Source organism: Candidatus Caldatribacterium saccharofermentans (assembly GCF_050267035.1).
In the GTDB taxonomy this organism is placed as follows: Bacteria; Atribacterota; Atribacteria; order Atribacterales; family Caldatribacteriaceae; genus Caldatribacterium; species Caldatribacterium saccharofermentans.
On record NZ_CP187957.1, the window covers coordinates 439,645 to 463,949 of the forward strand.

A 24,305-nucleotide genomic window follows, 5' to 3' on the forward strand; every position below is an offset into this window, starting at 1 on the left:
CCATGATTCGCGGAAAAGCAGTGGTTTTTGGAGACAATGTGGACACCGACGTCATCATCCCGGCCCGGTACCTCACGAGTACCGACCCGAAAGAACTCGGCAAGCACTGCATGGAAGGCCTGGATCCCCACTTTCCTCAACGCATTACCCCCGGAGCGACCATTCTGGTAGCCGGGAAAAACTTCGGCTGCGGTTCCTCCCGGGAACACGCCCCCCTGGCCCTCAAGGGGTGCGGGGTCTCTGCCGTTGTGGCCGCTTCGTTTGCCCGGATTTTCTTCCGGAACGCCATCAACATCGGCCTTCCCATCCTTGAGTCCGAAGAAGCGGCAAGGGGGATTCGAGAGGGAGACATGGTCTCCATTGATCTTGCCCGGGGGGAAATCCGTAACGAAACCACAGGGGAGATTTTCTGGGCTCGACCATTCCCGCCCTTCCTCCAGGAAATCATTGCTGCCGGAGGGCTCATGAACCTCGTGGAAAAAAGGGTCAAGGGCTAATTGCGAAGACTCGTCAGGGGTGCGGGGACGCGACCACCCCGGAGGATCAACCGCGCACCCTGATAGGGGTTGACGGGGATAATGGTCGCCTCCCCGAGAAGCCCTCCAAAGCAAGCTCTCTCCCCTGCGCTCTTTCCGGGCACCGGGATGAGGCGAACGCCAACGGTCTTGTGGTTGATCACCCCGATGGCGATTTCGTCAGCCATGATGCAGGCGATGGTCTCCCAGGGAGTGTCGCCAGGAATGGCAATCATATCAAGGCCCACAGAGGACACACTGGTCATGGCCTCGAGTTTCTCCAGCGATAAAGCTCCCACCGCCACTGCTTCACTCATCCTTGCGTCCTCACTCACCGGAATGAACGCTCCGCTCAGGCCTCCAACGGATGAGGAGGCCATGGCACCACCCTTTTTGCAGGCATCGGTGAGCAGGGCCAGAGCAAGCGTTGACCCCCACGCCCCACATCGCTCAAGCCCCATTTCCTCCAAAATCTCGGCGACGCTGTCCCCAACCCTGGGCGTTGGTGCCAGCGACAGGTCCACAATGCCAAAGGCCACCCCGAGTTTCCCGGCAACCTCTCTCCCGATGAGCTCCCCCACCCGGGTAATCTTGAAGGCGGTTCGCTTAATGAACTCCGCGAGAGTCCCCAGATCCGCCCCAGGGTGACGGCGCACGACCTCCTTCACCACACCCGGACCACTCACTCCGACGTTCACCACCGCTTCCCCCTCCCCCACGCCGTGGAACGCTCCCGCCATGAAGGGGTTGTCCTCCGGGGCGTTGGCAAAGACCACGAGTTTTGCACACCCGATACCATCCCGGTCTTTCGTGCACTCTGCCGTTTCCTTCACGACCTGTGCCATGGTGAGGATGGCATCAACATTCATCCCCGTGCGGCTTGATGCCACATTCACCGAGGCGCAGATACGTTCGGTCCTCGAAAGCACAGAGGGCAAGCTCTCCATGAGGAGGACATCGCCTTTTGTAGCCCCCTTGTGGACCAGGGCCGAGAATCCACCGATGAAGTCGATAGCAAGCTCCCGGGCAAGGTCATCCAGGGCCTTCGCAAAATCCAGCACACCCTCTCCCTCTTCCCCGGTAAGGAGCAAAGCCACCGGAGAGATAGCCACCCGGCGGTTCACGATGGGGATGCCGTACTTGGTCGAGACCTCATCGGCCACGGCGTTTAAAGAAGCGGCGTACCGGCGAATTTTGGCAACCACCCGCTGTACCGTTTCCTCAAAGTCCTTCCCCCGGCAATCAAGAATCGAAATCCCCAGGGTCACCGTCCGTACATCGAGGTTCTCAATCTCAAGCATCCGCAGGGTCTCAAGGATCTCAGCGCGGTCGAAAAGCATGGCGTCCCCCTAAATGCGGTGCATCGCCCGGAAGATGCTCGCATGCTGCAGGTACACCTTGACCCCCACCTCCTCGCCCCGCCGGATCAGTCTCTCCCGAAGCTCTGAAAGCGAGACCGGACAGCGGGAAATATCACCCACAAGAATCATGGTGAAGTACTCTCCGAGAATCTTCTGGGTGATGTCCTCGATGTTGACACTGTGTTCAGCAAGACAGGACGTGATGGCAGCGATAATCCCGATACGGTCCTTCCCCACAACAGTAATGACCACCCTGTGCTCGGTGGACGGTTCGTTTTCAGAGGCCCAGAGATCCACTTCGGTCACTGTTTTTTTCCTCCTTTGAGCCGTTCGCTGAAGATATGGGCTAAACGCACGGGCTCAGGAAGACGAAACCCCCTTGCCGTCTTCAGGGCCCATTCCCGGGCTCTCTCTAAGTCTATCCGGTTTCCCGGAGAGACGAATACGGGCTGGGTGCGGTCCTTCGTTCGCAGGGCAACGCCAACACGCCTTCCCCGGTATTCGACAAAGGTGAAGGAACCCCGCTTCTCCCCAGGCTCCTGAAAATGCCCCACGAGGGGCTTTTTGGCTACCCCAATAGAGACAAGACCAAAGAGGACCCCCAGGTGGCTGGCAATCCCCACTCCCCGGGGATGGGCGATACCCTGGCCATCGAAAAAGAAAAGGTGCGGCACAACGGAAAGACGTCGGAAAGCCTCTTCAATCGCCGGACCCTCCCGGAAGGAGAGAAAACCTGGAACATAGGGGAAAGAGGGCTTATGCACTCCTGAGGTCACTTCGACCACCTCAAGAGAAGGCCACCGCAGGACCACAACAACCGCCACTGCCTGCCCAAGGGCGTTATAGGCAACGTCAACCCCTGCAAGGAGCGTCACGGCCTCGTCTTTCAAGGGAAACTCGAGGGAAACCTTTTGCCGGATATCTTCCTGGATGCGCAGGGCCTCCTCAAGCGTCACCTCAAAAGGATGAGGGTATTGCCTCTCCATGGAGGGGTAGAGGATTACAGGATTTCAAGCTCTACGGTTTTGGTGAGGATGTCGACGTAGTTGAAGGCCATGCGCTGAGCGGTACCATCGACATCCACCCGGAGGACAAAGAAGAAGGGGTAAATTCCCTCAATGACGCCTTTGCGAACAACGGTCTTTTTGCGCCCTTTGTTGACCTCTACAATGGCTTCTCGGCCGACGAGAGAGCCAATCCACTCTTTGATTTCCTGGAGATTCTGGACGGTCAAAAGCATCATTCCCGCCGCATTTTTTGGTATTATATACTATTTCTCCAGAAAAAGCAAACGAAATCACGAAAAGATAGCGACGGCTTCCCTTCGACCTCCGGAATGCCACTGCCCCCACAACTTCAAAAGGAACCAACACACAACCACGCACTTCCAGAGAGGAAAATCCGGACTGTACATTCATCTCGTCAGGCCCAGACTGACCTATCCCCGGTTTGACGACATCTTCACCAGGGTTTCTTGGGAATGAAAGGGAGGGGGAAGTTTCCGCTATTACGCTTCAGCTGCTAAGGCTGAACTTCCTGAAAGCCTCTTTTTCTCTGTTGCCAGAGGCGCAAAAGTGGGAGCAGATCAAAAAGAAAAACAAACCTCCCAGCCCGGTTACGTCCAAGTTCTTACATGCTTATCCCGTTACAGAAAGCCGCTGAAACATACAATCTTGAAGGCGGAGGGGCAACTGGACGATAAATTCTGTTCCTTCACCAAGGCGGCTGCGAACGGAAATATTCCCCCGATGCATATCGACTATCTTTTTCACAATGGATAATCCAAGCCCGCTACCACCAGCAGCACGATTGCGGGATTTGTCCACCTTATAGAATCGTTCAAAAATACGTGGTAGATCGTGTTCTGCAATTCCCGGTCCGGTGTCTGAAATGGTGACAATCGCCTGCTCTCCGTGTTGTTGAAGCCGCATCGTGATTGTTCCTCCTTTCGGTGTAAACTTGATCGCGTTATCAATGAGGTTCAACCAGACCTGACTCATCAAATCATGATCTGCCGTAATGACAACTTCTTCCAGCATCACACACATGTTCAGCTCCTTTCCAGCCCATTGTGGTTCGCATTCAAGAATGAGCGATTTCAACTGTTTATCCAAACGGTATGAAGTTGGATGGAACGGGTAATGCTCTGAGTTTAACATTGCCAGTCGCAACAAATTCTCGCTCAGCTTTGACAATCGGATACATTCGTCCTCGATAACGTCAAGGTAATGTATCCGTTGTTCGCGACTAAGATTCTCATTTTTTAAGGCTCGAGCAAACCCCCTGATCGAAGTGAGTGGGGAACCAATTTCGTGCGCAACATTCGAGATAAATTCCTGGCGCATTTCCTCCATTGCGCTCAAGCTGGCGGCCATACTGTTAATACGATCAACTAATTCCGTAAACGGGTGGTTTAACTTAGTCCATCTGTCAAGGTCAACACGAAAATCTCCCTTCGCGATTCTATCTATGGCATTCACCATATCTTGCCAGAAAGGGTGCTCCCATCCCTCCCTGGATGCAATAACAAGCCGTGATAATAACCCAGTCAGCCTTGTACTCACACCATATAGAAAGAGCCCGGAGATAGAGATAATGATTTGCTGGACCAATCCTGGTAGCTGCCTTGAGAATCGAGCACAAATTGCTTCTGTAACGAGATACACGGCTACCCAAGATAAACAGAGAAGGCCGATTAATGCAGTAACAGCTGACATTCTCTTTACCACTGACCATATCCGCTTCATTTGCATACCTCCAGCCGATAGCCTAACCCACGAACTGTTTTAATCACAAACAGATTGTATTTCGAAAATCGCTCCCGAAGCCGTTTAATATGTACGTCAACTGTCCGCTCATCCCCTTCATAATCGTAACCCCAGACTTCTTCAATCAACTCGTCACGCGTAAACGTTTTTCCAGGATAGCTGGCCAACCTGAACAGCACCTCAAATTCTTTTGGTGGCAATGCGAGTTCTTCTTCACCTAAACGGCATTCGTACGTCTTACGGTTCAACACCAAATTGCCGATCTGGACAATCTGCGACGCTGTGATCCGGTACCGTCTAAGCAGAGCCTTCACTCGCGCCACAAGCTCAGCCGGATCGAACGGTTTGACGAGATAGTCATCAGCGCCAAGCTCAAACCCTTTCACTTTTTGAGATGTTTCACCTTTGACTGTCAATATCAATACTGGAATATCACCGTAATACTTACGAAGGTCACGGCACAAATCCCACCCGTCCATCTCGGGCATCATAATGTCTAATACAACTAAATCAATTTTGAGTGTCTCAAGGAGTGTTAACGCTTCTTTCCCATCCGCCGCTTCATATATGTCGAATCCTTCAAGGGCTAAAAAATGTGCAACGAGTTCCCGTATATGAGCGTCATCATCAACCACCAGGATCCGGGCCATCAACATCACCCTCCTTGTCGACTATCACTCCGTCTGGTTCACAGCACCTGACCATGTGCCAAAGGGTAATGATACCGGAAGTGTCAGGTAGTTCTCCGCGCATATACACGTACCGTTATAGGTGCAAAAATTGCAACGATAACCGCCGTTCCGACAAGAGAGACGATAAAATCAGGTCCAATCTTCCCAACATTGGTTAATTCACGAACAGCAGTGATAATATGTGAGACCGGGTTAATTTTCACAAACCACCGGAGCCAGTGGGGCAGTGTCTCGATCGGCACAAATGCATTAGAAAAAAACATGAGCGGAAACAGCACAAGCATTGAAATCGCCTGGACGCTTGAAGCTGTGCGTGCAATTACCCCTAAAAAAGCGAAGATCCAGCTGATACCCCAGCTGCATCCAATGACCAGCAGCGCTGCAAGTGCCACACTCTCCACTCCTCCTGCTGGGCGATAGCCAATAATGTACCCTATAACAAAGGTAGATACTGTTGCGATGGTGTACCGGAATATATCTGCCAATATAGGCCCAGCCAGCGGAGCGATTCGCGCGATTGGAAGCGATTTAAATCGGTCGAACACCCCTGTGTCCATGTCCTCGCGCAGTTGCACTCCTGTTATAGCCGAAGCCTGGAGTAAGCTCTGAACCCAAATCGCAGGAATAAGAATTGGAAGATATCCTTGCACACTTCCAGCAATTGCCCCACCAAAGACGTAACTGAAAACGAGAATAAAGATGATTGGCTGGAATACGACATCGGCTAACTGTTCAGGTGTGTGCCAAACCTTTAGCAAGCTTCTGTAGGCTAACACCAACGAGTTTTGCATTGCCTGAGTGAGACTCGGACGGCTTCCTAATCGGCAACCAGCAGTAGCGGTGTTAATGTTCATAAACATCGCCTCCTCAACTTTTATCCGTTTTTCTTTCTGCTTACAATGGCAAGAAAAACTTCGTTGAGGGTTGGTCTTCGAACACCAACCTCAACAACCCTTATGTTTGCTTCGCGAAGTTTAACAAGGAAATCTATAAGTTGCTCGGTGTCAGGTAGGAGTATCTTAACGCCCCCCGTCTCTGGAACAAAATCCATATCAGATCGGGTTCCAAGAACTTCTTCCACCACTCTTTTTAGAATTTCAACATCATGAGGATTTTCAACTCTCAGCTGCAGTACTGAATCACCAAGCAGTGCTTTCAATTCGTCTACACTTCCTTCAACAGCAACTCGACCAGAATCAATCACTGCAATCCGATCGGCGAGTTCTTCTGCCTCTTCCAAGTACTGAGTCGTCAGGATTACGGTTGAACCTGTTTTTACCAACTGTCGAATTGTGTTCCACACTTGATTGCGTCCATGGGGGTCCAACCCTGTTGTTGGTTCATCCAGGAACAGAAGTGGACGTTGAACAATAAAACTTGCTGCAAGATCTAAGCGACGTCGCATGCCGCCAGAGAGGTTTTTTACCTGATACTTTGCTACTTCCACCAACCCAAACTCTTCCACCAGCTCATTAATCCTGCGCCTTGCTTCTGTACGACTCAATCCGAGCAGTCGGGAGATAACCATTAAATTTTCCACGACACTGAGCGATTCATCCAATGATACGTATTGACCGGTCACACTGATAAGCTGACGGACGATATGAGCTTCCTTAACCACATCATGTCCAAAGACGCGTATCCACCCTTCATCAGGAAGCAACAGCGTTCCCAACATTCGGATCAGGGTTGTTTTGCCTGCTCCATTAGCCCCAAGCACGCAAAAAACCGTGCCACTACGCACGTTTAAACTGACACCATCGATCACTCGATTTTTTCCAAATGTTTTTACAAGCCCTTGTGCTTCCAGGGCCCACTCGCTATGAGGAAATTGCGCATCACACATAAAAATGTACCTCCCTTGAGCCTTGTCCGTGGTAATTCTAATGCCCTTTTGTGAACTGAATATGAATGGAAAGGATTCACGGTAGATAACCCTGCAAGAACCTGTCCGCGGCCGTTACCCTGCGAAGACAGGAAAGCCCGAATACTTCTGTCTGTGGAGGAAAACCGGAGGGATTTCCAAAAAGACCTGATGGACTTCAGATCAAACCTCCCAGAAAAAATTCCCTGCAACTGCGAGAAGAAGGTAGGCTTCAGGACCAGTGGTTTGACGGAAGAAGACCACACCGGAGCCCGGAGGGAGGAATTCCAGGGAACGGGAGATGCCGGGCCTTCCGGGTATCCCACATGATATGAACTCATAAACAGTGTTGCCCAGGCAGGCATTCCGTGGTATCATTTCGCCGGTTTGCCCAAAGCCACATATCCATAATCTAAAGGGGTGAAGTTCTATGGTAAAAACCATCAAAGTTAAGCTTCTTTTCTGGTTCCTGGTCCTCTCGGTCGTGCCGCTCCTTGCTCTCACCTATTACAGCACCATGACCTTTCAGGAAAACCTTACCAGAGAAGCAAAAGAGAGAGCCCTGACCCTTACGGCATCCACAGCCTCAGCCATTGAAATCTGGCTTGAGGAGAAAATCGGGCGCCTGGAAAAACTGGTTCAGCTCGAAGAAATAAAAACACTGAATCCGGAAGTCATCGTGCCCATCCTCAAGACCCTCCTCCAGAGTGACCCCACGCTTGACGATATCTTCTTTGCTAACGAAAACGGCGACACATTTTCGGCCATAAATCCTTCCATCAACGTCTCCGAGCGAGCCTATTTCAAGAACGCCATGGCTACAGGCAAACCCCAGGTCTCGAACATGCTTATCTCGAAGATGGACGGAAAAAAAATCGTGATGATTGCCTGCCCCGTTCTCGTTGACGGGAAACCCCGGGGTATCGTGAGCAAGGTTGTCGAAGCCAAAGTACTGTCACAGCTGGTCTCCTCCATCAAGCTGGGAAAGACCGGCTACGGGTATCTCGTTGACTCCCAGGGATTCATCATGGCTCATCCCGATGAGAGCCTGATTCTGAAGCAGAAGATCACTGAAACCGACTCCCAGGAACTTAATGCTTTGGGACAGCGGATGCTCCAGGGAGAGAAAGGCTCTGCCGAAGTCACGGTAGGAGGAAAAAAGGAACTCCTGGCCTTTAGCCCGGTACCTCTTGCCCGCTGGACGGTGGTGAGTACCGTTCCGGCCGAAGAAGTCTACGGCCAGGTGGTATCCCTCCGGAACCTGATTCTCCTCATCATCGTGGGAGTGGCCGTTTTGGTGACGCTTCTTTCTCTGTGGGTCTCTTCCCGGATGAGCCAAGGAATCACCCGAGTGAAGGACGTCCTAAGCCAGATCGCTACCGGGAACCTGGGGATGGAGGAAGAGGCCCTCAAGGAGGTGGAAAAAAGCCAAGACGAAATTGGAGTACTGGCCCAGTCTTCCCGACTCATGCTTACCAGTCTCCGGCAGCTGGTGCGAAACATCATGAACATCGCCTCCCAGCTGGCCGCCTCCAGCGAGGAACTCTCTTCCTCGGTGGAAGAAATCTCCAAAGCCACCCAGGAAATCGCCAAGACCATGTCTCAGGTGGCCGAGGGTTCCGCCCATCAGAGTGAAGACCTGGGGAAGCTGGAAGAGAACACCCGTCTGGTGGAGGAAGCAACCCGGAAAGTCCAGGAGGCCACCGAGCGGAACCTCCGGCTTCTCGGTGAGATGATGGAAAGCATCCGGGAAAACGAGGAAGCGATTCAGTCCATTGAGCGAGCCGTAACCCTCACTGAAGAGGAAAGCGAAAAGGCGGAGAAAGAGGCTCAGGAAGGGAAGAATCTCCTCTCTGGACTCCTCTCCCGCATCCAGAGTATCACCCAGGTGGCCCTGCAAATCCGCCACAGCATCACCACCCTCAAAGGCCGTTCCCAGGAAATCGGAAAAATCGTGGATATCATCACCGGGATTGCGGAGCAGACGAACCTCCTTGCCCTGAACGCTGCCATTGAGGCTGCAAGAGCCGGAGAGGCAGGACGAGGCTTTGCCGTGGTGGCCGAAGAAGTCCGGAAACTCGCCGAAAACTCCGCCCAGGCCGCTGCCCAGATTGCTACTCTCATCGGAGAAATCCAGAAAGATACTGAGCAGGCCGTGCAGCGCGCCGAAGAAGCCAGCAAGGAAGTGGAGGAAGGAACCCGAGAGAGCAGGCAGGTGGAAGAGAAATTCGCAGGGATCATGGCTGCCATTCGGAAAGTCCATGAGGACACTGAGATGCTCCGGGAAGCCCTGAAGAAGGTCAAAAAAGCCCAGGAAGCCATCGAAAAACGGGAACAGGAAGTGGAAAGCCTCTCCCAGGATATTGTGAGGCTGGTAGAAAAAACCCAGCAGGAAGTTCAGGCAGTCAAGGAACGGCTGAGCAACATCGCTTCTATCTCCGAGGAGAATGCTGCCTCAAGCCAGGAAGTCTCTGCATCCACCGAGGAGCAGAGTGCGTCTTTAGAGGAGATTGCTTCTGCCAGTGAGTCACTCGCAAAACTGGCTGAGGAACTGCAGAGCACCGTACACCAGTTCAGTGTGTGAGTTCCCCAACCGTCGCTTCCGGACGTCCGGAAGCGACGGTTTTTCAGGCTTCTACCTCTTCACCCTGAGCGCAGCTGAAAAGGCGGACACCTCCTCCCGGGAAATGGTAGAATATCCGGGAAAAGCCAGAACGAGGGAGGAAGGGAAATGGAAGAGCGGGCGTACACTTTTAATCCTGGTCCAGCGGCCTTGCCCCTGCCAGTACTTGAGCGAATCCGTGACGAAATGCTCAACTTCCGTGGCACAGGGATGTCCATCCTTGAAGTCAGCCATCGCTCGAGGACCTTTGAAGACGTCCTCAACGATGCCGCAGCAAGGCTCAAAAGGCTCCTGAAACTTGACAACCGTTTCCACGTGGTTTTCCTCCAGGGCGGAGCGAGCCTCCAGTTCGCCATGGTCCCGATGAACCTGGCGCTTGAAGGGAAACCCGCAGGGTACGTGGACACCGGATACTGGGCCTCCAAGGCCCTCAAGGAAGCCCAGATTCTGGGGAAAGACGTGCAGGTGGTGGCATCCTCTAAAGCGCAAAATTACATCCATATCCCCAAGAACTTCACTGTCGATGAAAACCTCGCCTATCTCCACCTCACCTCAAACAACACCATTGAGGGCACCCAGTGGCACCACTTCCCCAGGGTGGGGAATGTCCCCCTGGTGAGCGACATGTCCTCGGATATCTTAAGCCGGGTCTTTGACCCCTCGCCCTTTGGACTCATCTATGCTGGGGCGCAGAAAAACCTGGGTCCTGCAGGGGTCACCGTGGTCATTATCCGGGAGGACATGCTGGAACGCATCCCCAAAAACCTCCCCACTATGCTCCGGTACTCCACGTTTGTTGAATCGAACTCCCTCTACAACACCCCGCCCTGCTTTGCCATCTATGTGGTCGACCTCGTCCTTGAATGGCTTGAGGAAACGGTTGGAGGTCTGGAAAACATGGAGGCCATCAACCGAAAGAAGGCGAAAATCCTCTACGACTACCTCGACAGCCAGGACTTCTATACCTGCCCTGTGGTGCCCGAAGACCGGTCCATGATGAACGTGGTCTTTCGTCTCCCCAGCCCAGAATTAGAAGACAAATTCGTGAAAGAGGCAGAGAAAGCACGTCTTGTGGGGCTTAAAGGACACCGCTCTGTAGGAGGATGCCGGGCCTCCCTCTACAACGCCGTCACCGTGGAGGCGGTGCAGGCACTCGTGGACTTCATGCAGGAGTTTGCCCGAAAAAACGCCTGAGGGACGCTCGTCCCTCAGGCAAGGCCAAGCTTTGCGAACTCCCGAAAAAGCGGTGCGTTCACCTCGTAGAGCCGCTTGAAGAGGCGGAAAAGCTTTTCGTACAAAGCGTGGGCGTTTGCGTCAGGGGTGACCTGGCCTTCGGTGGGAAAGAACTCCTCAGGGAACTCCTCGAAGGACCGGACATATCCCAGGGCCTTCAGGGCGACGAGGAATGCCCCCTTGGCGGAGGAAGAGGGGTAACTGCTCACCGCCACCGGGACACCCAGAACATCGCAGAGCACCCTCTTTCCGTTCTCTGAAAGGGCAAACCCTCCGCCAATCACCACCTTCCTGGGCTCCCCCATGACCTCCCGGAGCATGTCGAAAACGGCGCGAATCGAAAAAGCCACACTCTCATAGGCCGCCTGGAGAAGAGCCTCCGGGGTATGGAAGAAGGAGAGCCCGAAGAGAATCCCCCGGGCATAGGGGTCCCAGTAGGGGCTTCGCTCTCCAGTGAGAAAGGGCAAAAAGAGCGGACGCCGCCGGGAAAGGTCGAGAGTGACCTCACCTTCCCGCAAGAGGTCCCGCATCCACGAAAAGACGATACCCCCGTTGTTGATGGCCCCTCCCCCAACCCAGATGTCGGAAGCAAGGTAGTAACACCAGGCCCGTTTCCCGGGGTCGATGACCGGCCGGAGGGCACACATGCGAACGGCCCCTGAAGACCCGACGCTCACGACCATTTCGCCTTCTCGAAAACACCCCTCTCCAAGATTGGCAAAAGGACCGTCCCCACCACCCCACACAACAGGTATCCCCAAAGGTAAACCGGTGGAAGCGGCGAATTCCCGGTTCATGAGTGGCGCCGCAAAATCCGGCTCCACAAGGGGGGGAAGGAGCTCCGGGGAAATCCCAAGAAGGTCGCACATCTTCCTGCTCCACGCCTTCCTCTGCACCTCAAGAAGTCCTGTCCCTGAAGCCGTCGAGCAATCGCAGCAAAGCTCCCCCGTGAGCTGAACGAGCACCCAGTCCTTGATGCTCAGGATTTTCGAAACCCTCTCCCAGAGGCCCCCGTGGTGTTTCCTGAACCACAGGATTCGGGAAGGATGGTAGATGGTGTGGAGTGGTGCAGCTGTCAGCTCGTAGAGGCGTTCCTTTTCATAGGATTCCCGGAATTCCTCAACTTCCTGGAAAGAGCGGGTGTCCATCCAGTTCCAGAGAGGGGCAAGGGGAGTGAAATTGCCATCCACAAGAAGGAGGCTGTGGAGCATGGTGTCAAAGCTCAGCGCTTCGAAAGAGCTTCCAGGAAAGGACGAAACTGCCTCCTTCACTGCTCCGGCAAGGGCACTGAAAATTTCCCCCGGGTCCTGCTCTGCGTATCCTGGGGCAGGAGAAAGGGTGGGGTATTCCCTTTTCGTTGAAAAGAGGATATTGCCGCTTTGGTCAAACACACAGACTTTCAGGGACGACGTGCCGATATCTGCACAGAGGAAAAGCCCTTGAGTCACCGGTATCCCCCCGGACGCTTTTTCCTATTATAGCCCTGTCACCCATTTCCTTTAAAGAATAGGAAGACATGTACGAAAGGAGGTTGTCCATGCATCGAGAACCAACACTCAAAGACGTGCAGCACGTGGTTGAGCTCGCCCGGGCTTTTCTTGATGATGCCCTGACGCTCCTTGCCGCCTATGTCCAGTCCTCTCCTTCTCTCACGCGGTTTCTGAAAGACCAGGGACTGAACCCCGAAACGGTCCTCTTCTCCTTCTCCTTCCCTGAAGAGCTCCCGGTAATCCTCGAGGTGGCCCGGCGCTACTTCCCGCAAAACGAGTCCTACCCCGTGAATCCTTACGCTCTGCTTTTAGCCATCCGGGAGGCCGAGCGGGGGCGGAAAGGCTTCGAATTCGGGATAGTGGCGGCAAAAGACACGGACTTAAAGACCCAGGCTGAGTGGGCCTGCGCCACGGTGAAAAAGAACTTCGATCGCTTCAGAGAAAGCGGTGAAAAGGACTTCATCGCCTTCCTGGGGAAGCGCTGGGCACCGGTTGGGGCGGAAAACGACCCGAAGGGGCTCAACAGGTTCTGGGTGGACAATGTGCGGTACTTCTACAACCTCTTCCGAAAGGGGGAAGAACAGTGAACTTCCAGGACTTCTTGCTCTCGGCAGCTTCACTCTTTTTGCTTGGGCTGGGAAGCTATATCTTCTCCCGATGGCATGTGGATCGCCTGACGCTTGACCGGTACCGGAAAATCCTGGACCTTGCGGAGGAAGCGGTGCTCTTTGTAGAGGACGCCTTCCCCGAAAAGCGAGGCCTCGAAAAGCTCAGAGAGGCCATTCAGTACCTGAAAAGGTGCTGCGAGCGGCTCGGGATTCCCCTCGACGATGCGGAAGCCGAAGCCAAGGTCCGAGCCGCTTACCAGAAACTGGAAAGAACAAGATAACCCTCAACCTCTCTCCAAAAACCCCAGGGTCCTTGCGATGCGGGCAAGGACCCGCTCCTTCCCCAGAACCTCGAGGAGCTCAAAGAGCCCCGGACCGACCTTTTTCCCCGATACCGCCACCCGAAGGGGGTGGATGAACTGCGCCGCTTTGAGGCCTCGCCGCTCCGCCTCAGCCCGTATGGCCTTTTCGATGGTTTGCGCGTCAAAGGGCTCAAGGTCCTTCAGAAGCTCATAAGAAGTCCTGAGAATCTCGGGCACCTTCTCCTCAAAGAGCACGCTCTCCACCGCCTGAGGATCATACTCGTAGTGCTCGGTGAAGAAGTACTCTGCCTCCTCGAGAATTTGTGCCACGTACCGGATGCGATCCCGCATGAGGGCCATAACCCTCCTGCAGTAGGCGAAAAACTCCGGTGTGAGGTCTTTTTCCGTAACCTTCCCCTGGCGCTTGAGGATGTCGATGAGGATTTCCGCAAGCCTCTCAGGGTCAGCTGCCCTGAGATAGACCCCGTTCATCCAGTTGAGCTTATCAAGGTCGAAGATCGCGGCGTGCTTGGTGACCTGCTCAAGGGAGAACCGCTCGATGATTTCCTCTCGGGTAAAAATCTCCTTCTCCTCTTCCCCCGTTGCCCAGCTCAACCGGGCAAGGTAGTTCACCATGGCTTCAGGGAGGTACCCCATATCCCGGTAATAGGTCACCGAGGGTGAACCATGGCGTTTGCTCAGGCGGGTCCTGTCCTTTCCAAGAATCATAGGGATATGAGCAAATTGCGGGCAGGGAAACCCAAAAGCCTCATACAGCAAGACCTGGCGAGGGGTATTGGAGATGTGGTCATCGCCCCGAATGACGTGGGTGATGCGCATGAGCGCATCGTCCACCACACAGGCGAAATTGTACGTCGGCATACCGTCGGACTTCAGAATGACGAAATCGTCAAGCTCACTGTTGTCAAAGGTCACATCCCCCCGAAGCATGTCCACAAAGGTCGTCGTTCCCTCCGGAATTCGGAAACGCAGTGCGGGTTTCCGCCCTTCCCGGCGAAAAGCCTCCCGTTCTCTCGCACTCAGGTGGAGACAGCGCCGGTCATATCGCCAACTCTTCCCCTGGGCGATGACCCGTTCTTTCCGCTCTTTCAGTTCCTCAGGGGTACAGAAACACTCATAGGCCAGACCTTTCTCAAGGAGCCTTTCAGCGTACTCCCGGTACAGGTGCAACCGCTGGCTCTGGAAATAGGGCCCGTAGGGCCCGCCAACCTCCGGTCCTTCATCCCACAAAAGCCCAAGCCACCTGAGGCTCTCGAGAATCACCTGCACGGATTCTTCCGTGGAACGGGCAAGGTCCGTGTCCTCAATCCGGAGGACAAATACTCCTCCGTACTTCCGGGCAAAAGCCCAGTTAAAGAGCGCTGTGCGTGCCCCTCCAAGGTGCAGAAACCCTGTGGGGCTTGGCGCAAAGCGAACCCGGACGGTCTCATTCACGGTTTCTCACTCCCTTATCCTTCGGGATGACGAAGATGCCTTCGGCTTCCGCAACCCTCTCCCCATCATAGAGAATTTCTCCAAAAGCCGCAACAATCCTTCCTTCCCGCCTTCGGACCTGCCCCCGAAGGAGCAGAATCTTCTCTGTCGGGCAGGGCTTGAGGTACTTTACCTTGAGCGTTCCGGTGACAGCAAAAATCCCCGCGTGCTTCACGCTGTGGGACATCACCTCGTCAAGGAGCGACGCCACAATCCCCCCATGGACCACCCCGGCAAAGCCCTGCAGGTACCAGGGGACAACGGTTTCTGCCACCGTCCACCCATTCTCTTCCCGAAAGCGGAGCGAAAACCCGCGGGGATTTTGCTCCCCACAGAAGAAACACCTCCGGTCGTCCACAAATTCCACAAGCATCAACCTCCATCCTCAAATATTTCAGAGAGAAAGACGAATTCGTACTCCGGATGCGGCCTTTCCAGAAAGCGCCTCAGCGCCTCATAGGTGACTTCCTTCGGATGCCCGATGGCCACGGCAAAACCCTGCTTTTTCGCTACGGCCAGAGTGACTTCGAGTTGTCTCAGAACATATTCAACGGCAGGCTCTCCGTCAAGGAAAACATCCCGGCGAAGTGCCCGAACGCCCATGCTCTTCATCACCCGAAAGGCCACAGAACGCGGCGTGGTAAGACTGTCCAGAAAATAGGCGTTCTTCTCCCGGAGGACCAGGGCACAGAGTGCCATCAGGCGCTCGTCCTGCGTGGCCCTGGAACCCTTGTGGTTGTTGAGACCTTTTGCCTGAGGAATGCGCCGGAAGGCTTCCTCAAGCATCCGCACCACCTCTTCTTTGGAGGCACCGCTTCGGAGCAAAAACCGCTCCCCCAAGTTCTCCCCAGGATCCATCGCCTCCATCGGGAAGTGGATGAGCACCTCTTTCCCGCTTTCTTCGGCCCGTCGGGCAAGGTGCGGGCCATGAGGAAGATGAGGGAACACCGCCACGTTGAGCTTGACTGGAAGGGAGAAAAACTTCTCCGCCAGAGGCACATCGTACCCGATGTCGTCGATAACGATGGCAACCCGGAAAACCCGCCTGAGGCGAAGGTAGAAGCGGAACCACTCCTCTTCTCCCCAGAAAAGACGGTAATCGTCACCCTCCACCTCCTTCCCCCAGAGGCCGAAGGGCCGCAGAGGAGCAAGGAGGACTTCAAGGTGCTTCAGGAGACGCTCCCTCTGCCGAGCGTTCTCAAGCACCACCTCAACCTCGAAGGAAGGTCTCTCAGGAAGAGGATAACGGAGAACCTGAAAGGAGAGGCTATGCCTTTTGACCTCATGGAGCACAAGCAGGGCGAGTTCCCTTCCTACCCCCCGAAAGAGTGCCCGGGAAAGGGCGGCCTGACCCTCCTCAAAAAGTCGTGTTTCAAAGCCCAGGGCAAAGAGCACCACTCCCCAGGCTAAAAGCCCAAAAAGGAGAAAGAAAAGGAATCTACGAGGCCAGGGCATGGTCCTTGAGGAGTTTTTTGAGCTCTTTGATGCCCCGCTTCAGCTGCTCGTCTTCACCACTTGCCAGGACATCAGGAATAAGCCCCTGACCGTTGATGTCCGTGCCATCGGCAAGGTAGTACTTAGAAACCGTGAAGATGACGCCTCCTCCGTGCGACAGGGGGGAAATCTCCTGGATGACACCCTTGCCGAAGGTCTTCTCCCCCACAAGGGGGGCGTGGACCGCAAGACGGAGAATCCCTGCAAGGATTTCCGCACCACTCGCCGTCCCCCGATTCACCAGGACCACCACGGGAGTCGAGACCAGGGGGTGTATGAAGTTTGTGATGGCCTCGCGCTTGCCGTTCCGGTCTTCCACAAGGAGGAGTTTTTCCCCATAGGGCACAAAGAACCCTGCGGTGACAAGTGCTGCCGAAAGCAATCCCCCAGGGTTGTTGCGAAGGTCAAGGATGAACCCCGTCACTCCCTGTGCGATGAGGTCGGTGAGGACTTTCTGGACCTCATCGGCCGTCCGTCCGTGAAACTCGGAAATCCGCACAAGGCCGATACCCTCAGGGAGCACCTCGGCGCTCACGCTCTGGATTTTGATGATGCTTCGAACAATCTCCACGGTGATGTCCTCTGGAACCCCTTCCCGCTTCAAGGTGAGCACAACTTTGGTCCCCTCCGGCCCCCGCATTTTCTTCACCGCCTGGTCCAGGGACATGCCAAGGGTTGACTCCCCGTCAATTGCCAGAATCACGTCTCCTGCCTTCACTCCCGCTCTTTCCGCAGGAGAACCCGCAATAGGGGAAACAACGGTGAGCTTTTCATCCCGGATGGCGATAACAATTCCGATTCCCGAAAAAGCCCCTTCCAGGGTGTCACTGGTCTCAATCTTGTAGTCCTCGGGATCGAGGTAACGGGCGTAAGGGTCCGGAAGGGCTCGAAGCACACCCCGGATAGCCTCTTCAAGGAGTTTCCCCTCGTCTACAGGCTGTTCTGAGTAGAATTTCTCCCGGATGAGAGATATGGTCTCAAAAAGCGGCTCCCAGTTCTCAAAACCCTTTTCTTTTCCAAGGCCAAAGGCCAGGAATTCCCACTCAAAGAAGAGAAGGAGTGTCCCACACCCCACGAGAATCCCCAGAAATACTTGCAACCAGAGTCTTCTTCGCCGCATGAACTCTTCACCTCGAATTCACTGAAGCCAGAGAAGGGGGTCCTCCTCACGAGCGCTTGTGCCCACCCGCACCTCAAAGTGTACCACTGGTCGCTCCACAAGACCAGAGTCCCCACTCAGTGCAATGACCTGCCCTCCCCTGACCGTATCACCCGCCTGCACCCGAATCTCTCCAAGATGGGCGTACACGGTGACCAGGTCGTTCCCATGATCGATAATGATGGTTTTTCCATACCCCCTGATGGTGCTCGCAAGAAGCACCACGCCATCGGCCGCAGCGTACACCGGGGTTCCCACCGGACAGGCGATGTCGATTCCGGGATTGTAGAAGGTGATGCCGTAGTGAGCGTCTTTCCACTCTCCAAACCGGCGGAAGATCGTTCCTCCCGACACCGGCCAGAAGAGCCGTCCACGCTTCACTGGAACTTGAGGAGGAGAGGGCGCTTTCTTCCTTGCCAGTTCCTCCCGGAGTCTAGCCAGGGTAGCTTCGAGGTTCCTCTGGGCCTGGACGAGATCTTTGCGATTTTTCTCAAGGCGGGCCCGATCATGCTCCAGACGCCGAAGAATCTCTTCCCGGGCTTTCCTGAGCTCGGTAAGGCGTCGATTCTCAAGGACCAGCCGTTCTTTCAGCACCACCTCGAGGCGGATGCGCTGCTTGATCTCCTCGAGCTTTCCCGCCAATTCCCTCTGTTTTCTTGAGGCCTCCTCGATGGTACTACTTTTCGCCCTGAGGCACTGCGCAGCCCAGTAAACATCGGCCTCCCACTCGGCTGGGGAAACCCCGCTGATGAGACTCTGCAGCACCATCTCACCGGTGTCTACCCGGTAAGCCCCTCTGGCAATTGCCTCCTGGCTGCTTTTCTCCTGAAGAATACCTCTCTGCAAGCTCTCCACTTCCCGCTCAAGCTGCTTCCTCTGCTTCTCCAAAGCAAGAATCCGTTCCCGGGATTTTGCGATATCTGCCTCGGCAGCGGCAATCTGCTTTTCGAGCTTAGCGAGTTCACTGGAGAGGTCCTTCGCGCTTGAGAGCACCTTTTTGAGTTCACTCTCAAGGCGTGCCTGTTCCTTCCGGAGTTCCTCGAGTTTCCTCGTCTGCAGGGCAATTTCGTCCTCGAGAGAACCCGGGCTCCCCAGAGCCCAGGGTGAACACATAAAGAGCACGACAAGGAGGATGAGCACAGCACGCCTCACGGCCTTCTCCTCCGGGCCCTCCAGTGTCCCAAGAGTACCCCCAGAACGCCCATCCCACACCCCACACCAAGGTCCAGGGGGAGGAGAACCACAAGGAGCTCCTCTACGTTCACCCACAAAAACCCAGGGAAGGCCTCACCCACAAGGCGGAAGAAGGGCACAAAGAAGGCAAGGCCCAAAAGGTACGCCCCCGCACCACCCAGAAGCCCCCCGAAAAGTCCCTCAAAGAGGAAAGGCGCCAGAGAAAAAGCCGAAGGCGCTCCCACAAGGGACAGCACCTCGACTTCCCTCCCCCGAAGTTGCACCGTCAGGGCCGTGGTCACCACGATGACAAAAACCCCAAACCCTAAAACCCCAAGGAGAAACCCACTCAGGGCTTTGAGCAAAAGCCGAAAAAGGCGGAGGAACCCCTCAACTTCCTTCCCTCCGTAGAATACTTCGACAAAGGTTCCCTCCTCGCGGAGGATAGCGGCGATTTCAGGGAGATCCTCGACATGCCGGGGAACAACCTCAAGAGAGGCGGGGAAGGAAACTCCCGCAACCTCTCCCTCGGAAAGCCCAAGACGTTCCAGGAAACGGGCCCTCGCCTCTTCAGGCGAGACCAGAACCACTTGCCCCACCAGGGGATGCCGGGCAACCTCCTCCCGAATCTGTTCCATGAACTCCCTGCGTACATCCTCCCGGAAAATGGCCCGAATCGTGAAACGCTCGCGCCAGTGTTCCCGCAATCGTACTGCCTCGAGGTACCCGAAAACCGCAGCATTCACCAGAACACCAACCAGAAGGACACTCAGCGTGCTGAGGACGAAAAGCCCGGGACGGCGAAGCATGTAGCGGGAAACACGCCCCATGCTCAGCACCTCTCTCCCCGGATTCGCCCCCGCTCAAGCAGGATTGCCCGCGCCGGGAAACGCTCAAGGAGAGCTTCGTTGTGGGTAGCCACGATGACCGTCACGCGCTCGTTTCGGGAAAGATCCCAGAGGAGGTTCAAAACCTCTGCGGCAGAGGCGGCATCGAGGTTTCCCGTCGGCTCATCAGCGAGAATGAGCTTCGGCCGATGGACCAGGGCACGCCCAATGCAGAGTTTCTGCTTCTCTCCCCCTGAGAGCCATCGGGCTTGGAACGTGCTTTTCTTCTCAAGACCAAGAAGGCACAGCACAGCCCAGGCGGCCTTTCTGGCCTCCTTCCCGTTAACTCCAAGGACTGCAAGAGGTGCCACAAGGTGTTCATACACCGTCCAGTCCGGGACAATCTCCAGGTCCTGAAAGACTACACCCAGGCGCTGCCGGAGAAAGGGGACAAAGCGGGGGTCCAGGGTGTCAATCCGGCGTCCGGAAAACCATATCTCCCCCTCGGTGGGCCGCTCTTCCTGAGTGATGAGCCGGAAGAGTGTCGTTTTTCCGGCTCCGGTTGGTCCCTGGAGGAAAACGAACTCCCCCTTCTCCACGGCAAAGGTCACCTTCTCCAGAGCCCGGATTCCAGGGGGATACACTTTGGAAACTCCACGGAACTCCAGAAACGCCATGGCGCTCCTCTCTCAACCCGTATTATACCACCCCCGCCACTTCTCCCCGAGGAGCCGAAGACCAAAGCGAAAGAACGCCGGAACCACACGCTGGACTCTCCGGGGCTCAAGGAGCAATCGCCACAACCATTCAAGCCCGAGGGAACGGAAAAGAAGCGGTGCACGGGGGAGCTTCCCTGCCCACACATCGAAACTCCCTCCAACGCCCATGAAAACCTTCACCGGAAGTGCCTCCCGATGGCGGGCAATCCAGAGCTCTTGTTTTGGCACACCCATGCCCACGAAGAGCACTTCCGGAGCGGTGCGCTTGATGTCTTCGACAACCTCCGCATCGTTGGTGAAATACCCGTGGTGGCATCCACAGACCTTCAAACCCGGATAACGGCGCTGCATGACCTGGGCAGCCTGCTGCACCACATCCTCCCGGGCACCAAGGAAATAAACCCCCCAGCCCCGCTCGCTCCCCCACGTCATGATGGCCTCCGCCACCTCTATTCCTGGAAGCCGCTGCAACATTCCACACCGCAGGAGGCGGGAAGCCCACACCACGCCTATACCATCAGGGAGACGGAGTTCGGCTGAGGCGAGGACCTTCAGAAAGTGAGGATCGCGGAACACCAGCATCTCCGGGTTCACCGTCACGATGTGGAGCTTTCTGCCCTGCTCCACGGCGTTCTCAACCACATTCCGCAAATCCTCAAGTCCTCCAGCAAAAAAGGAATACCCCAGAAGTTCCACAGCCGGCACAGACCTCACCCCAGAATGCTTCCCAAAAAGTGGGCAAGCTCCCCCTTTGCAGCAAGCGCCCTTTGCCGGAACACATCCCGCAAAACACGCGTCTTCTCGCGAAGCACCGCGGCACCCTGCAAGGCAGCGCAAAGCAGAGCAGGCTCGAGCGTCGCCAGGGACAGGAGGTTTTTCCCCTCCCAGTGGGCGCTGAAGGCCACAATCTTCGGGTCAAGGTCGAAGGCCCACCAGGGAATGCCGCTCTGCGTGGCCAGTACCAGAGGATGAAAACGCATGCTGATCACTCCAGAAAGCTCCGAGAAATAGGAGAGAACCTCAGGAACTTTAGAGAAAACGCGTACCGGAGCACGGAGGCGTCTGGCAAAGGATTCCGCAACCTCCTGGTCCTCTCTCCGGTGGAAGGCCACGAATTCAAGGTCCCACCCTTCCCTCTGGAGCCTCCGCAACCCCTCAAAGAGCACCTCCTTCCGCTCCAGAGCCTCCTGCCGCAGGAAAACTCCAAGACGCGACGAAGATGTTCCTGCTTCCTCCTGCTCAAGGAGAAAAACCGGGTCGGCCCCCAGAGAGGCAGGACAGAGGCGGCATTCTCTAAGGAACGCCAGGGTCGCCTCATCCCGAGCCAGAAACAGCCGCACCCGACGAAGGAGCTTCCTGACAAGTTTCACACTGAGCTTCCTCGTAAAGGGGCCAAGGCCGCAACCAAAAAAGACTACCGGTTTTCTCACACACTGCGCCAGAGACAGAAAGGCCGTGTAGTACAGGAGGGAACGGAAACTGGTGACATCCTGGAGGAGACTCCCCCCACCCACAACAACTCCCCGGCTTTCAAGGAGGACTGAGAGCATTCGACCAGGGTGCTTCCGTTCCACCAGGGTCACTTCTCCAGGAAGATACGGTACAAGGGATGAGTTCCCCACAATCACCCGGTAGGCAAAAGGAAGGGAGAGCTCCCGCCCTATGCCCTCAAGCGCCCTGAGTGTTGCAAGCAGACTCAGCTCATCCCCCCAGTTGCCGAAACCATAGTACCCGTAGAGCACAAGGGGAATTTTCCGGGGAGGCGTCATGCGCCCCATCGGCCCACCGTGCGCCATATCCAGAGCGCGAAAAGTACGGCGAGGTAGTACACGCCAAAGACCGGAACACTCAGGGAAAGGGCGTTCGCGAAGCGGAGGAGAGTGAAGAGCAACGGCGTGTGGAGGTGACAGAAGGAGTTCACCATGGTCACAAATCCAACAGTTGCCGAGAGCCAGAGCACCATCCGGTACACCGGCCGGAGGTCCCGAAGACTCGCAAGAAGCCACAGGGCCGGATACCCGACGAGGAACTCCTTGGTTCGAGGACGGGCGAAGAGTATCCGTTCAAGGAACGTCCGCATCTGGTTCTCCAATCTCCCCGCCCCAAGAAGGGGGAAATTCCCCGAACGGGTGAGGTACAACACAAAGGCCACTCCAAGGAATGCAGCAACAAGCAGCTCAAATCGCCGAAGGTCCCCAAGAAGCACTTCCTGGAGACTCCCCCCAAGAAGGCGGCGACGGAAAAGGTAAAGGAAGACAAGCACCACAGGAAATGTGAGCATGACCTTCACACCGAAGTACTGCTCAATGCGCTGGACGAAAAGCCAGTGGTACAGCCCCTGGGCAATGACGAGAGAACCTGCAAAAGCCACGAGAAAGGCCTCAAGGATACCCCGAAATTTCCTTCCCTGGGAAAACTCCTCCACAAGGAGCATGACCGAAAGCGTCGGTGCAGTCACCCCGGCACAGAGACCAACGACTTTCATCCCCCAGAGGGGACTGGTAAAGACCACCACTGAGAGGAGTACCCCTCCCAAAAACCCCAGCCAGAGGGGGGGACGGAAGAACAGCGCCTCAAAAAGGAAAAGAGCAAAAAACGAAACCACAAAGGCAGAGAGCACAAGAAACGCCCGTGAGGGAGCAAAGGCTCTGTGGGGGAGAGGGGGTAGACCAAAGGCCAGCCCCTGTGCCTGGATATCCTTGCGAAGGTCCTGAAGATACACAAAATTCCGCTCCCAGCCAGTGAAAGAGGGTTCGGTAAAAAGGCGAAGGTAAAGCACCCGAACCGAGCGTTCCCTCAGGGCCCGCAGAAACCGTTCCCGGGCCGTTTCGGGAGTGTAGTTCTTGAGCTCATCAGGGGGAATGCTGTGCACCCGGAGCGTCCACTGGGGCACAAGCCGCGCCAGGGTGTCCTCACCCTTCTGCCCCACAAATTCCACATACCCAAAAAAGAGCCCGCGGTCGCTGAGAAAGTCGGCGAACCTCCGGAGCGACTGAGGGTTCCCGTATCCTGGGATGCTGTCACCAGAAGCGATGACCCCCACCACTCCCTCGTTCTTCCACACGTCGTCCCCAAGGAGGCGGGAGAGCACTTCAGGGGGAACGTTCAGATAGTTGTACGGCCGAAGAACCAGGGTACAACCTTCCTCCCTCAGGCGCTGGATGAGGTCCCTATCCCAGCCAAGACCCACTTTTTCCTCCTCTTCAGGAAGCAGGCTCACCCCGAGAACTTCCCCAAAAACCTCCACCCGCTTTCCCAGGGTATTCAGCCGCTCTGCCAGGGTCTTTCGCACCGCCTCTGAGGCACCAGTAAAGTACTGAAGGTAGGGTGGAGCATCAGGGGGTGCGGGAGCAGGAACAAGCAAACCTCGAGCTTTCAGGGCTTTCAGGGACCACTCGCTCACCCCAAAGACAGTGAACCCCTCTTGTCTGAGTTCCCGGGCAAGCACAAGGGGGTCCACGCCTTTTGTGCGGGCAAACCACTCTAAGTCATCCCAGTCCACCACAAGGAGAACGCTACGGTTCTCCCGTTCCCGGGCCACACGCTCAAGGGCAAAGGGGAGAGCCGCTGCGAGGACAACGATGCTCAGAAGGACAAGAAGGCGCCTCCCCGGCATTACAGACGCACCTCTTCGACGTCAAAGAGCGGATCGCCTACGTCCACGGTGTCGTTCTCCTCAACGTAGACCTGCGTGATCACCCCATCGTGTTCCACCGGGATCTCGTTCTCCATCTTCATGGCTTCAAGAATCACCGCAACGTGTCCGGCCCGGACCTCGTCCCCCTTCTTCACGTTGACGGCCACAATCCGCCCCGGCATGGGAGCCCGAACAGTGGTGGTCACCCGAAGACCCTCAGCGGGTTTCGGCTCGCCAACTTTTCGAACACCACTGACACTGAATGTCCTCTGCTCACCCCCGGTGATCTCCACCACCTCGACCTCGTACTCCTCACCGTTCACCCGAACGAGGAACTTCCGCACGT

25 protein-coding genes are annotated in these 24,305 nt (G+C 55.7%); 5 read left to right on the forward strand and 20 right to left on the reverse strand.

What is annotated here, in order from left to right:
* The first annotated feature begins 2 nt into the window (after window positions 1–2).
* Window positions 3–497 (forward strand): 3-isopropylmalate dehydratase small subunit, encoded by a 495-nt coding sequence (locus ACPT9Q_RS02230; protein ID WP_427366111.1) that lies wholly within the window; start codon window positions 3–5, stop codon window positions 495–497.
* Here the strand turns inward: ACPT9Q_RS02230 and ACPT9Q_RS02235 are convergent.
* The 8 genes from ACPT9Q_RS02235 to ACPT9Q_RS02270 form a co-directional block, all read right to left on the reverse strand.
* Window positions 494–1,855 carry a PFL family protein gene (locus tag ACPT9Q_RS02235; RefSeq protein ID WP_427366112.1) on the reverse strand — a complete coding sequence of 454 codons (1,362 nt, stop codon included), beginning with the start codon at window positions 1,853–1,855 and terminating at the stop codon, window positions 494–496. The genes ACPT9Q_RS02230 and ACPT9Q_RS02235 overlap by 4 nt on opposite strands.
* Window positions 1,856–1,864: 9 nt before the next feature.
* Window positions 1,865–2,182 carry an ACT domain-containing protein gene (locus ACPT9Q_RS02240; protein ID WP_017873212.1) on the reverse strand — a complete coding sequence of 106 codons (318 nt, stop codon included), beginning with the start codon at window positions 2,180–2,182 and terminating at the stop codon, window positions 1,865–1,867.
* A complete protein-coding gene (locus ACPT9Q_RS02245) occupies window positions 2,179–2,862 on the reverse strand; it encodes an endonuclease V (RefSeq protein WP_427366113.1) in 684 nt (227 codons plus the stop codon). Before ACPT9Q_RS02245 ends, ACPT9Q_RS02240 begins: the two co-directional genes overlap by 4 nt.
* 14 nt (window positions 2,863–2,876) lie before the next feature.
* Window positions 2,877–3,119 (reverse strand): Veg family protein, encoded by a 243-nt coding sequence (locus tag ACPT9Q_RS02250; RefSeq protein WP_017873214.1) that lies wholly within the window; start codon window positions 3,117–3,119, stop codon window positions 2,877–2,879.
* Window positions 3,120–3,513: 394 nt separating this feature from the next.
* Window positions 3,514–4,623, reverse strand: a complete 1,110-nt coding sequence (locus tag ACPT9Q_RS02255; protein WP_427366115.1) for a sensor histidine kinase — start codon at window positions 4,621–4,623, stop codon at window positions 3,514–3,516.
* Entirely contained in the window at window positions 4,620–5,294 is a 675-nt protein-coding gene (locus ACPT9Q_RS02260; RefSeq protein ID WP_427366116.1) for a response regulator transcription factor, read from the reverse strand. The genes ACPT9Q_RS02255 and ACPT9Q_RS02260 overlap by 4 nt, the downstream gene beginning before the upstream one ends.
* A gap of 83 nt (window positions 5,295–5,377) precedes the next feature.
* Window positions 5,378–6,190 carry an ABC transporter permease gene (locus tag ACPT9Q_RS02265; RefSeq protein WP_427366117.1) on the reverse strand — a complete coding sequence of 271 codons (813 nt, stop codon included), beginning with the start codon at window positions 6,188–6,190 and terminating at the stop codon, window positions 5,378–5,380.
* Window positions 6,191–6,210: 20 nt separating this feature from the next.
* Window positions 6,211–7,182, reverse strand: coding sequence for an ATP-binding cassette domain-containing protein (locus ACPT9Q_RS02270; RefSeq protein ID WP_427366118.1), 972 nt, complete (start codon window positions 7,180–7,182; stop codon window positions 6,211–6,213).
* 448 nt (window positions 7,183–7,630) lie between these two features.
* On the opposite strand from ACPT9Q_RS02270, the gene ACPT9Q_RS02275 reads away from it, so the two are divergent.
* Both ACPT9Q_RS02275 and serC read left to right on the forward strand, forming a co-directional pair.
* Window positions 7,631–9,784, forward strand: coding sequence for a methyl-accepting chemotaxis protein (locus ACPT9Q_RS02275; protein ID WP_427366119.1), 2,154 nt, complete (start codon window positions 7,631–7,633; stop codon window positions 9,782–9,784).
* Window positions 9,785–9,931: 147 nt separating this feature from the next.
* Window positions 9,932–11,017, forward strand: coding sequence for a 3-phosphoserine/phosphohydroxythreonine transaminase (serC, locus tag ACPT9Q_RS02280; protein WP_427366120.1), 1,086 nt, complete (start codon window positions 9,932–9,934; stop codon window positions 11,015–11,017).
* Window positions 11,018–11,031: 14 nt separating this feature from the next.
* Here the strand turns inward: serC and ACPT9Q_RS02285 are convergent, their stop codons facing one another.
* The gene (locus ACPT9Q_RS02285; RefSeq protein ID WP_427366122.1) at window positions 11,032–12,504 is read right to left on the reverse strand and encodes a gluconokinase; all 1,473 of its coding nucleotides are present in this window, start codon (window positions 12,502–12,504) and stop codon (window positions 11,032–11,034) included.
* A gap of 89 nt (window positions 12,505–12,593) precedes the next feature.
* Here ACPT9Q_RS02285 and ACPT9Q_RS02290 point away from each other — a divergent pair, with 89 nt between their 5' ends.
* Both ACPT9Q_RS02290 and ACPT9Q_RS02295 read left to right on the forward strand, forming a co-directional pair.
* Window positions 12,594–13,133, forward strand: a complete 540-nt coding sequence (locus ACPT9Q_RS02290; protein WP_427366123.1) for a hypothetical protein — start codon at window positions 12,594–12,596, stop codon at window positions 13,131–13,133.
* On the forward strand, window positions 13,130–13,435 hold the full coding sequence (locus ACPT9Q_RS02295) for a phage holin, LLH family (protein ID WP_017872659.1): 306 nt from the start codon (window positions 13,130–13,132) through the stop codon (window positions 13,433–13,435). Before ACPT9Q_RS02290 ends, ACPT9Q_RS02295 begins: the two co-directional genes overlap by 4 nt.
* Window positions 13,436–13,438: 3 nt before the next feature.
* Here ACPT9Q_RS02295 and gltX read toward each other — a convergent pair whose 3' ends face one another.
* The 11 genes from gltX to ACPT9Q_RS02350 are packed head-to-tail and all read right to left on the reverse strand — an operon-like array spanning window position 13,439 to window position 24,303.
* On the reverse strand, window positions 13,439–14,911 hold the full coding sequence (gene gltX, locus ACPT9Q_RS02300) for a glutamate--tRNA ligase (protein WP_427366126.1): 1,473 nt from the start codon (window positions 14,909–14,911) through the stop codon (window positions 13,439–13,441).
* On the reverse strand, window positions 14,904–15,323 hold the full coding sequence (locus tag ACPT9Q_RS02305) for a PaaI family thioesterase (RefSeq protein ID WP_427366128.1): 420 nt from the start codon (window positions 15,321–15,323) through the stop codon (window positions 14,904–14,906). The genes gltX and ACPT9Q_RS02305 overlap by 8 nt, the downstream gene beginning before the upstream one ends.
* A complete protein-coding gene (locus ACPT9Q_RS02310) occupies window positions 15,323–16,405 on the reverse strand; it encodes a divergent polysaccharide deacetylase family protein (RefSeq protein WP_427366130.1) in 1,083 nt (360 codons plus the stop codon). Before ACPT9Q_RS02310 ends, ACPT9Q_RS02305 begins: the two co-directional genes overlap by 1 nt.
* Window positions 16,389–17,564 (reverse strand): S41 family peptidase, encoded by a 1,176-nt coding sequence (locus ACPT9Q_RS02315; protein WP_427366132.1) that lies wholly within the window; start codon window positions 17,562–17,564, stop codon window positions 16,389–16,391. Before ACPT9Q_RS02315 ends, ACPT9Q_RS02310 begins: the two co-directional genes overlap by 17 nt.
* Before the next feature lie 18 nt (window positions 17,565–17,582).
* Window positions 17,583–18,755, reverse strand: coding sequence for a murein hydrolase activator EnvC family protein (locus ACPT9Q_RS02320; protein ID WP_427366134.1), 1,173 nt, complete (start codon window positions 18,753–18,755; stop codon window positions 17,583–17,585).
* The gene (locus ACPT9Q_RS02325) at window positions 18,752–19,606 is read right to left on the reverse strand and encodes a cell division protein FtsX (RefSeq protein ID WP_427366136.1); all 855 of its coding nucleotides are present in this window, start codon (window positions 19,604–19,606) and stop codon (window positions 18,752–18,754) included. Before ACPT9Q_RS02325 ends, ACPT9Q_RS02320 begins: the two co-directional genes overlap by 4 nt.
* 2 nt (window positions 19,607–19,608) lie before the next feature.
* Window positions 19,609–20,280: an ATP-binding cassette domain-containing protein gene (locus ACPT9Q_RS02330; RefSeq protein WP_017872652.1), complete on the reverse strand. Its 672-nt coding sequence runs from the start codon at window positions 20,278–20,280 to the stop codon at window positions 19,609–19,611.
* 12 nt (window positions 20,281–20,292) lie between these two features.
* A complete protein-coding gene (locus tag ACPT9Q_RS02335) occupies window positions 20,293–21,036 on the reverse strand; it encodes a WecB/TagA/CpsF family glycosyltransferase (RefSeq protein ID WP_427366138.1) in 744 nt (247 codons plus the stop codon).
* Window positions 21,033–22,100 (reverse strand): polysaccharide pyruvyl transferase CsaB, encoded by a 1,068-nt coding sequence (csaB, locus tag ACPT9Q_RS02340; protein ID WP_427366140.1) that lies wholly within the window; start codon window positions 22,098–22,100, stop codon window positions 21,033–21,035. Before csaB ends, ACPT9Q_RS02335 begins: the two co-directional genes overlap by 4 nt.
* Window positions 22,088–23,938 (reverse strand): DUF5693 family protein, encoded by a 1,851-nt coding sequence (locus ACPT9Q_RS02345; RefSeq protein WP_427366142.1) that lies wholly within the window; start codon window positions 23,936–23,938, stop codon window positions 22,088–22,090. The genes csaB and ACPT9Q_RS02345 overlap by 13 nt, the downstream gene beginning before the upstream one ends.
* The gene (locus ACPT9Q_RS02350) at window positions 23,938–24,303 is read right to left on the reverse strand and encodes a biotin/lipoyl-containing protein (protein WP_427366144.1); all 366 of its coding nucleotides are present in this window, start codon (window positions 24,301–24,303) and stop codon (window positions 23,938–23,940) included. Before ACPT9Q_RS02350 ends, ACPT9Q_RS02345 begins: the two co-directional genes overlap by 1 nt.
* Between the last annotated feature and the right edge of the window lie 2 nt (window positions 24,304–24,305).

Excerpts from the sequence above, each read along its gene's own strand:
- ACPT9Q_RS02310 (WP_427366130.1), bottom strand. The coding sequence starts at position 16,405 with ATGCCCTGGCCTCGTAGATTCCTTTTCTTTCTCCTTTTTGGGCTTTTA.
- ACPT9Q_RS02270 (WP_427366118.1), bottom strand. The coding sequence starts at position 7,182 with ATGTGTGATGCGCAATTTCCTCATAGCGAGTGGGCCCTGGAAGCACAA.
- ACPT9Q_RS02265 (WP_427366117.1), bottom strand. The coding sequence starts at position 6,190 with ATGAACATTAACACCGCTACTGCTGGTTGCCGATTAGGAAGCCGTCCG.
- ACPT9Q_RS02275 (WP_427366119.1), top strand. The coding sequence starts at position 7,631 with ATGGTAAAAACCATCAAAGTTAAGCTTCTTTTCTGGTTCCTGGTCCTC.
- ACPT9Q_RS02230 (WP_427366111.1), top strand. The coding sequence starts at position 3 with ATGATTCGCGGAAAAGCAGTGGTTTTTGGAGACAATGTGGACACCGAC.
- ACPT9Q_RS02345 (WP_427366142.1), bottom strand. The coding sequence starts at position 23,938 with ATGCCGGGGAGGCGCCTTCTTGTCCTTCTGAGCATCGTTGTCCTCGCA.
- ACPT9Q_RS02255 (WP_427366115.1), bottom strand. The coding sequence starts at position 4,623 with ATGAAGCGGATATGGTCAGTGGTAAAGAGAATGTCAGCTGTTACTGCA.
- ACPT9Q_RS02245 (WP_427366113.1), bottom strand. The coding sequence starts at position 2,862 with ATGGAGAGGCAATACCCTCATCCTTTTGAGGTGACGCTTGAGGAGGCC.
- ACPT9Q_RS02290 (WP_427366123.1), top strand. The coding sequence starts at position 12,594 with ATGCATCGAGAACCAACACTCAAAGACGTGCAGCACGTGGTTGAGCTC.
- csaB (WP_427366140.1), bottom strand. The coding sequence starts at position 22,100 with ATGGGGCGCATGACGCCTCCCCGGAAAATTCCCCTTGTGCTCTACGGG.
- ACPT9Q_RS02325 (WP_427366136.1), bottom strand. The coding sequence starts at position 19,606 with ATGGGGCGTGTTTCCCGCTACATGCTTCGCCGTCCCGGGCTTTTCGTC.
- serC (WP_427366120.1), top strand. The coding sequence starts at position 9,932 with ATGGAAGAGCGGGCGTACACTTTTAATCCTGGTCCAGCGGCCTTGCCC.
- ACPT9Q_RS02330 (WP_017872652.1), bottom strand. The coding sequence starts at position 20,280 with ATGGCGTTTCTGGAGTTCCGTGGAGTTTCCAAAGTGTATCCCCCTGGA.
- ACPT9Q_RS02315 (WP_427366132.1), bottom strand. The coding sequence starts at position 17,564 with ATGCGGCGAAGAAGACTCTGGTTGCAAGTATTTCTGGGGATTCTCGTG.
- ACPT9Q_RS02260 (WP_427366116.1), bottom strand. The coding sequence starts at position 5,294 with ATGGCCCGGATCCTGGTGGTTGATGATGACGCTCATATACGGGAACTC.
- ACPT9Q_RS02305 (WP_427366128.1), bottom strand. The coding sequence starts at position 15,323 with ATGCTTGTGGAATTTGTGGACGACCGGAGGTGTTTCTTCTGTGGGGAG.
- ACPT9Q_RS02250 (WP_017873214.1), bottom strand. The coding sequence starts at position 3,119 with ATGATGCTTTTGACCGTCCAGAATCTCCAGGAAATCAAAGAGTGGATT.
- ACPT9Q_RS02235 (WP_427366112.1), bottom strand. The coding sequence starts at position 1,855 with ATGCTTTTCGACCGCGCTGAGATCCTTGAGACCCTGCGGATGCTTGAG.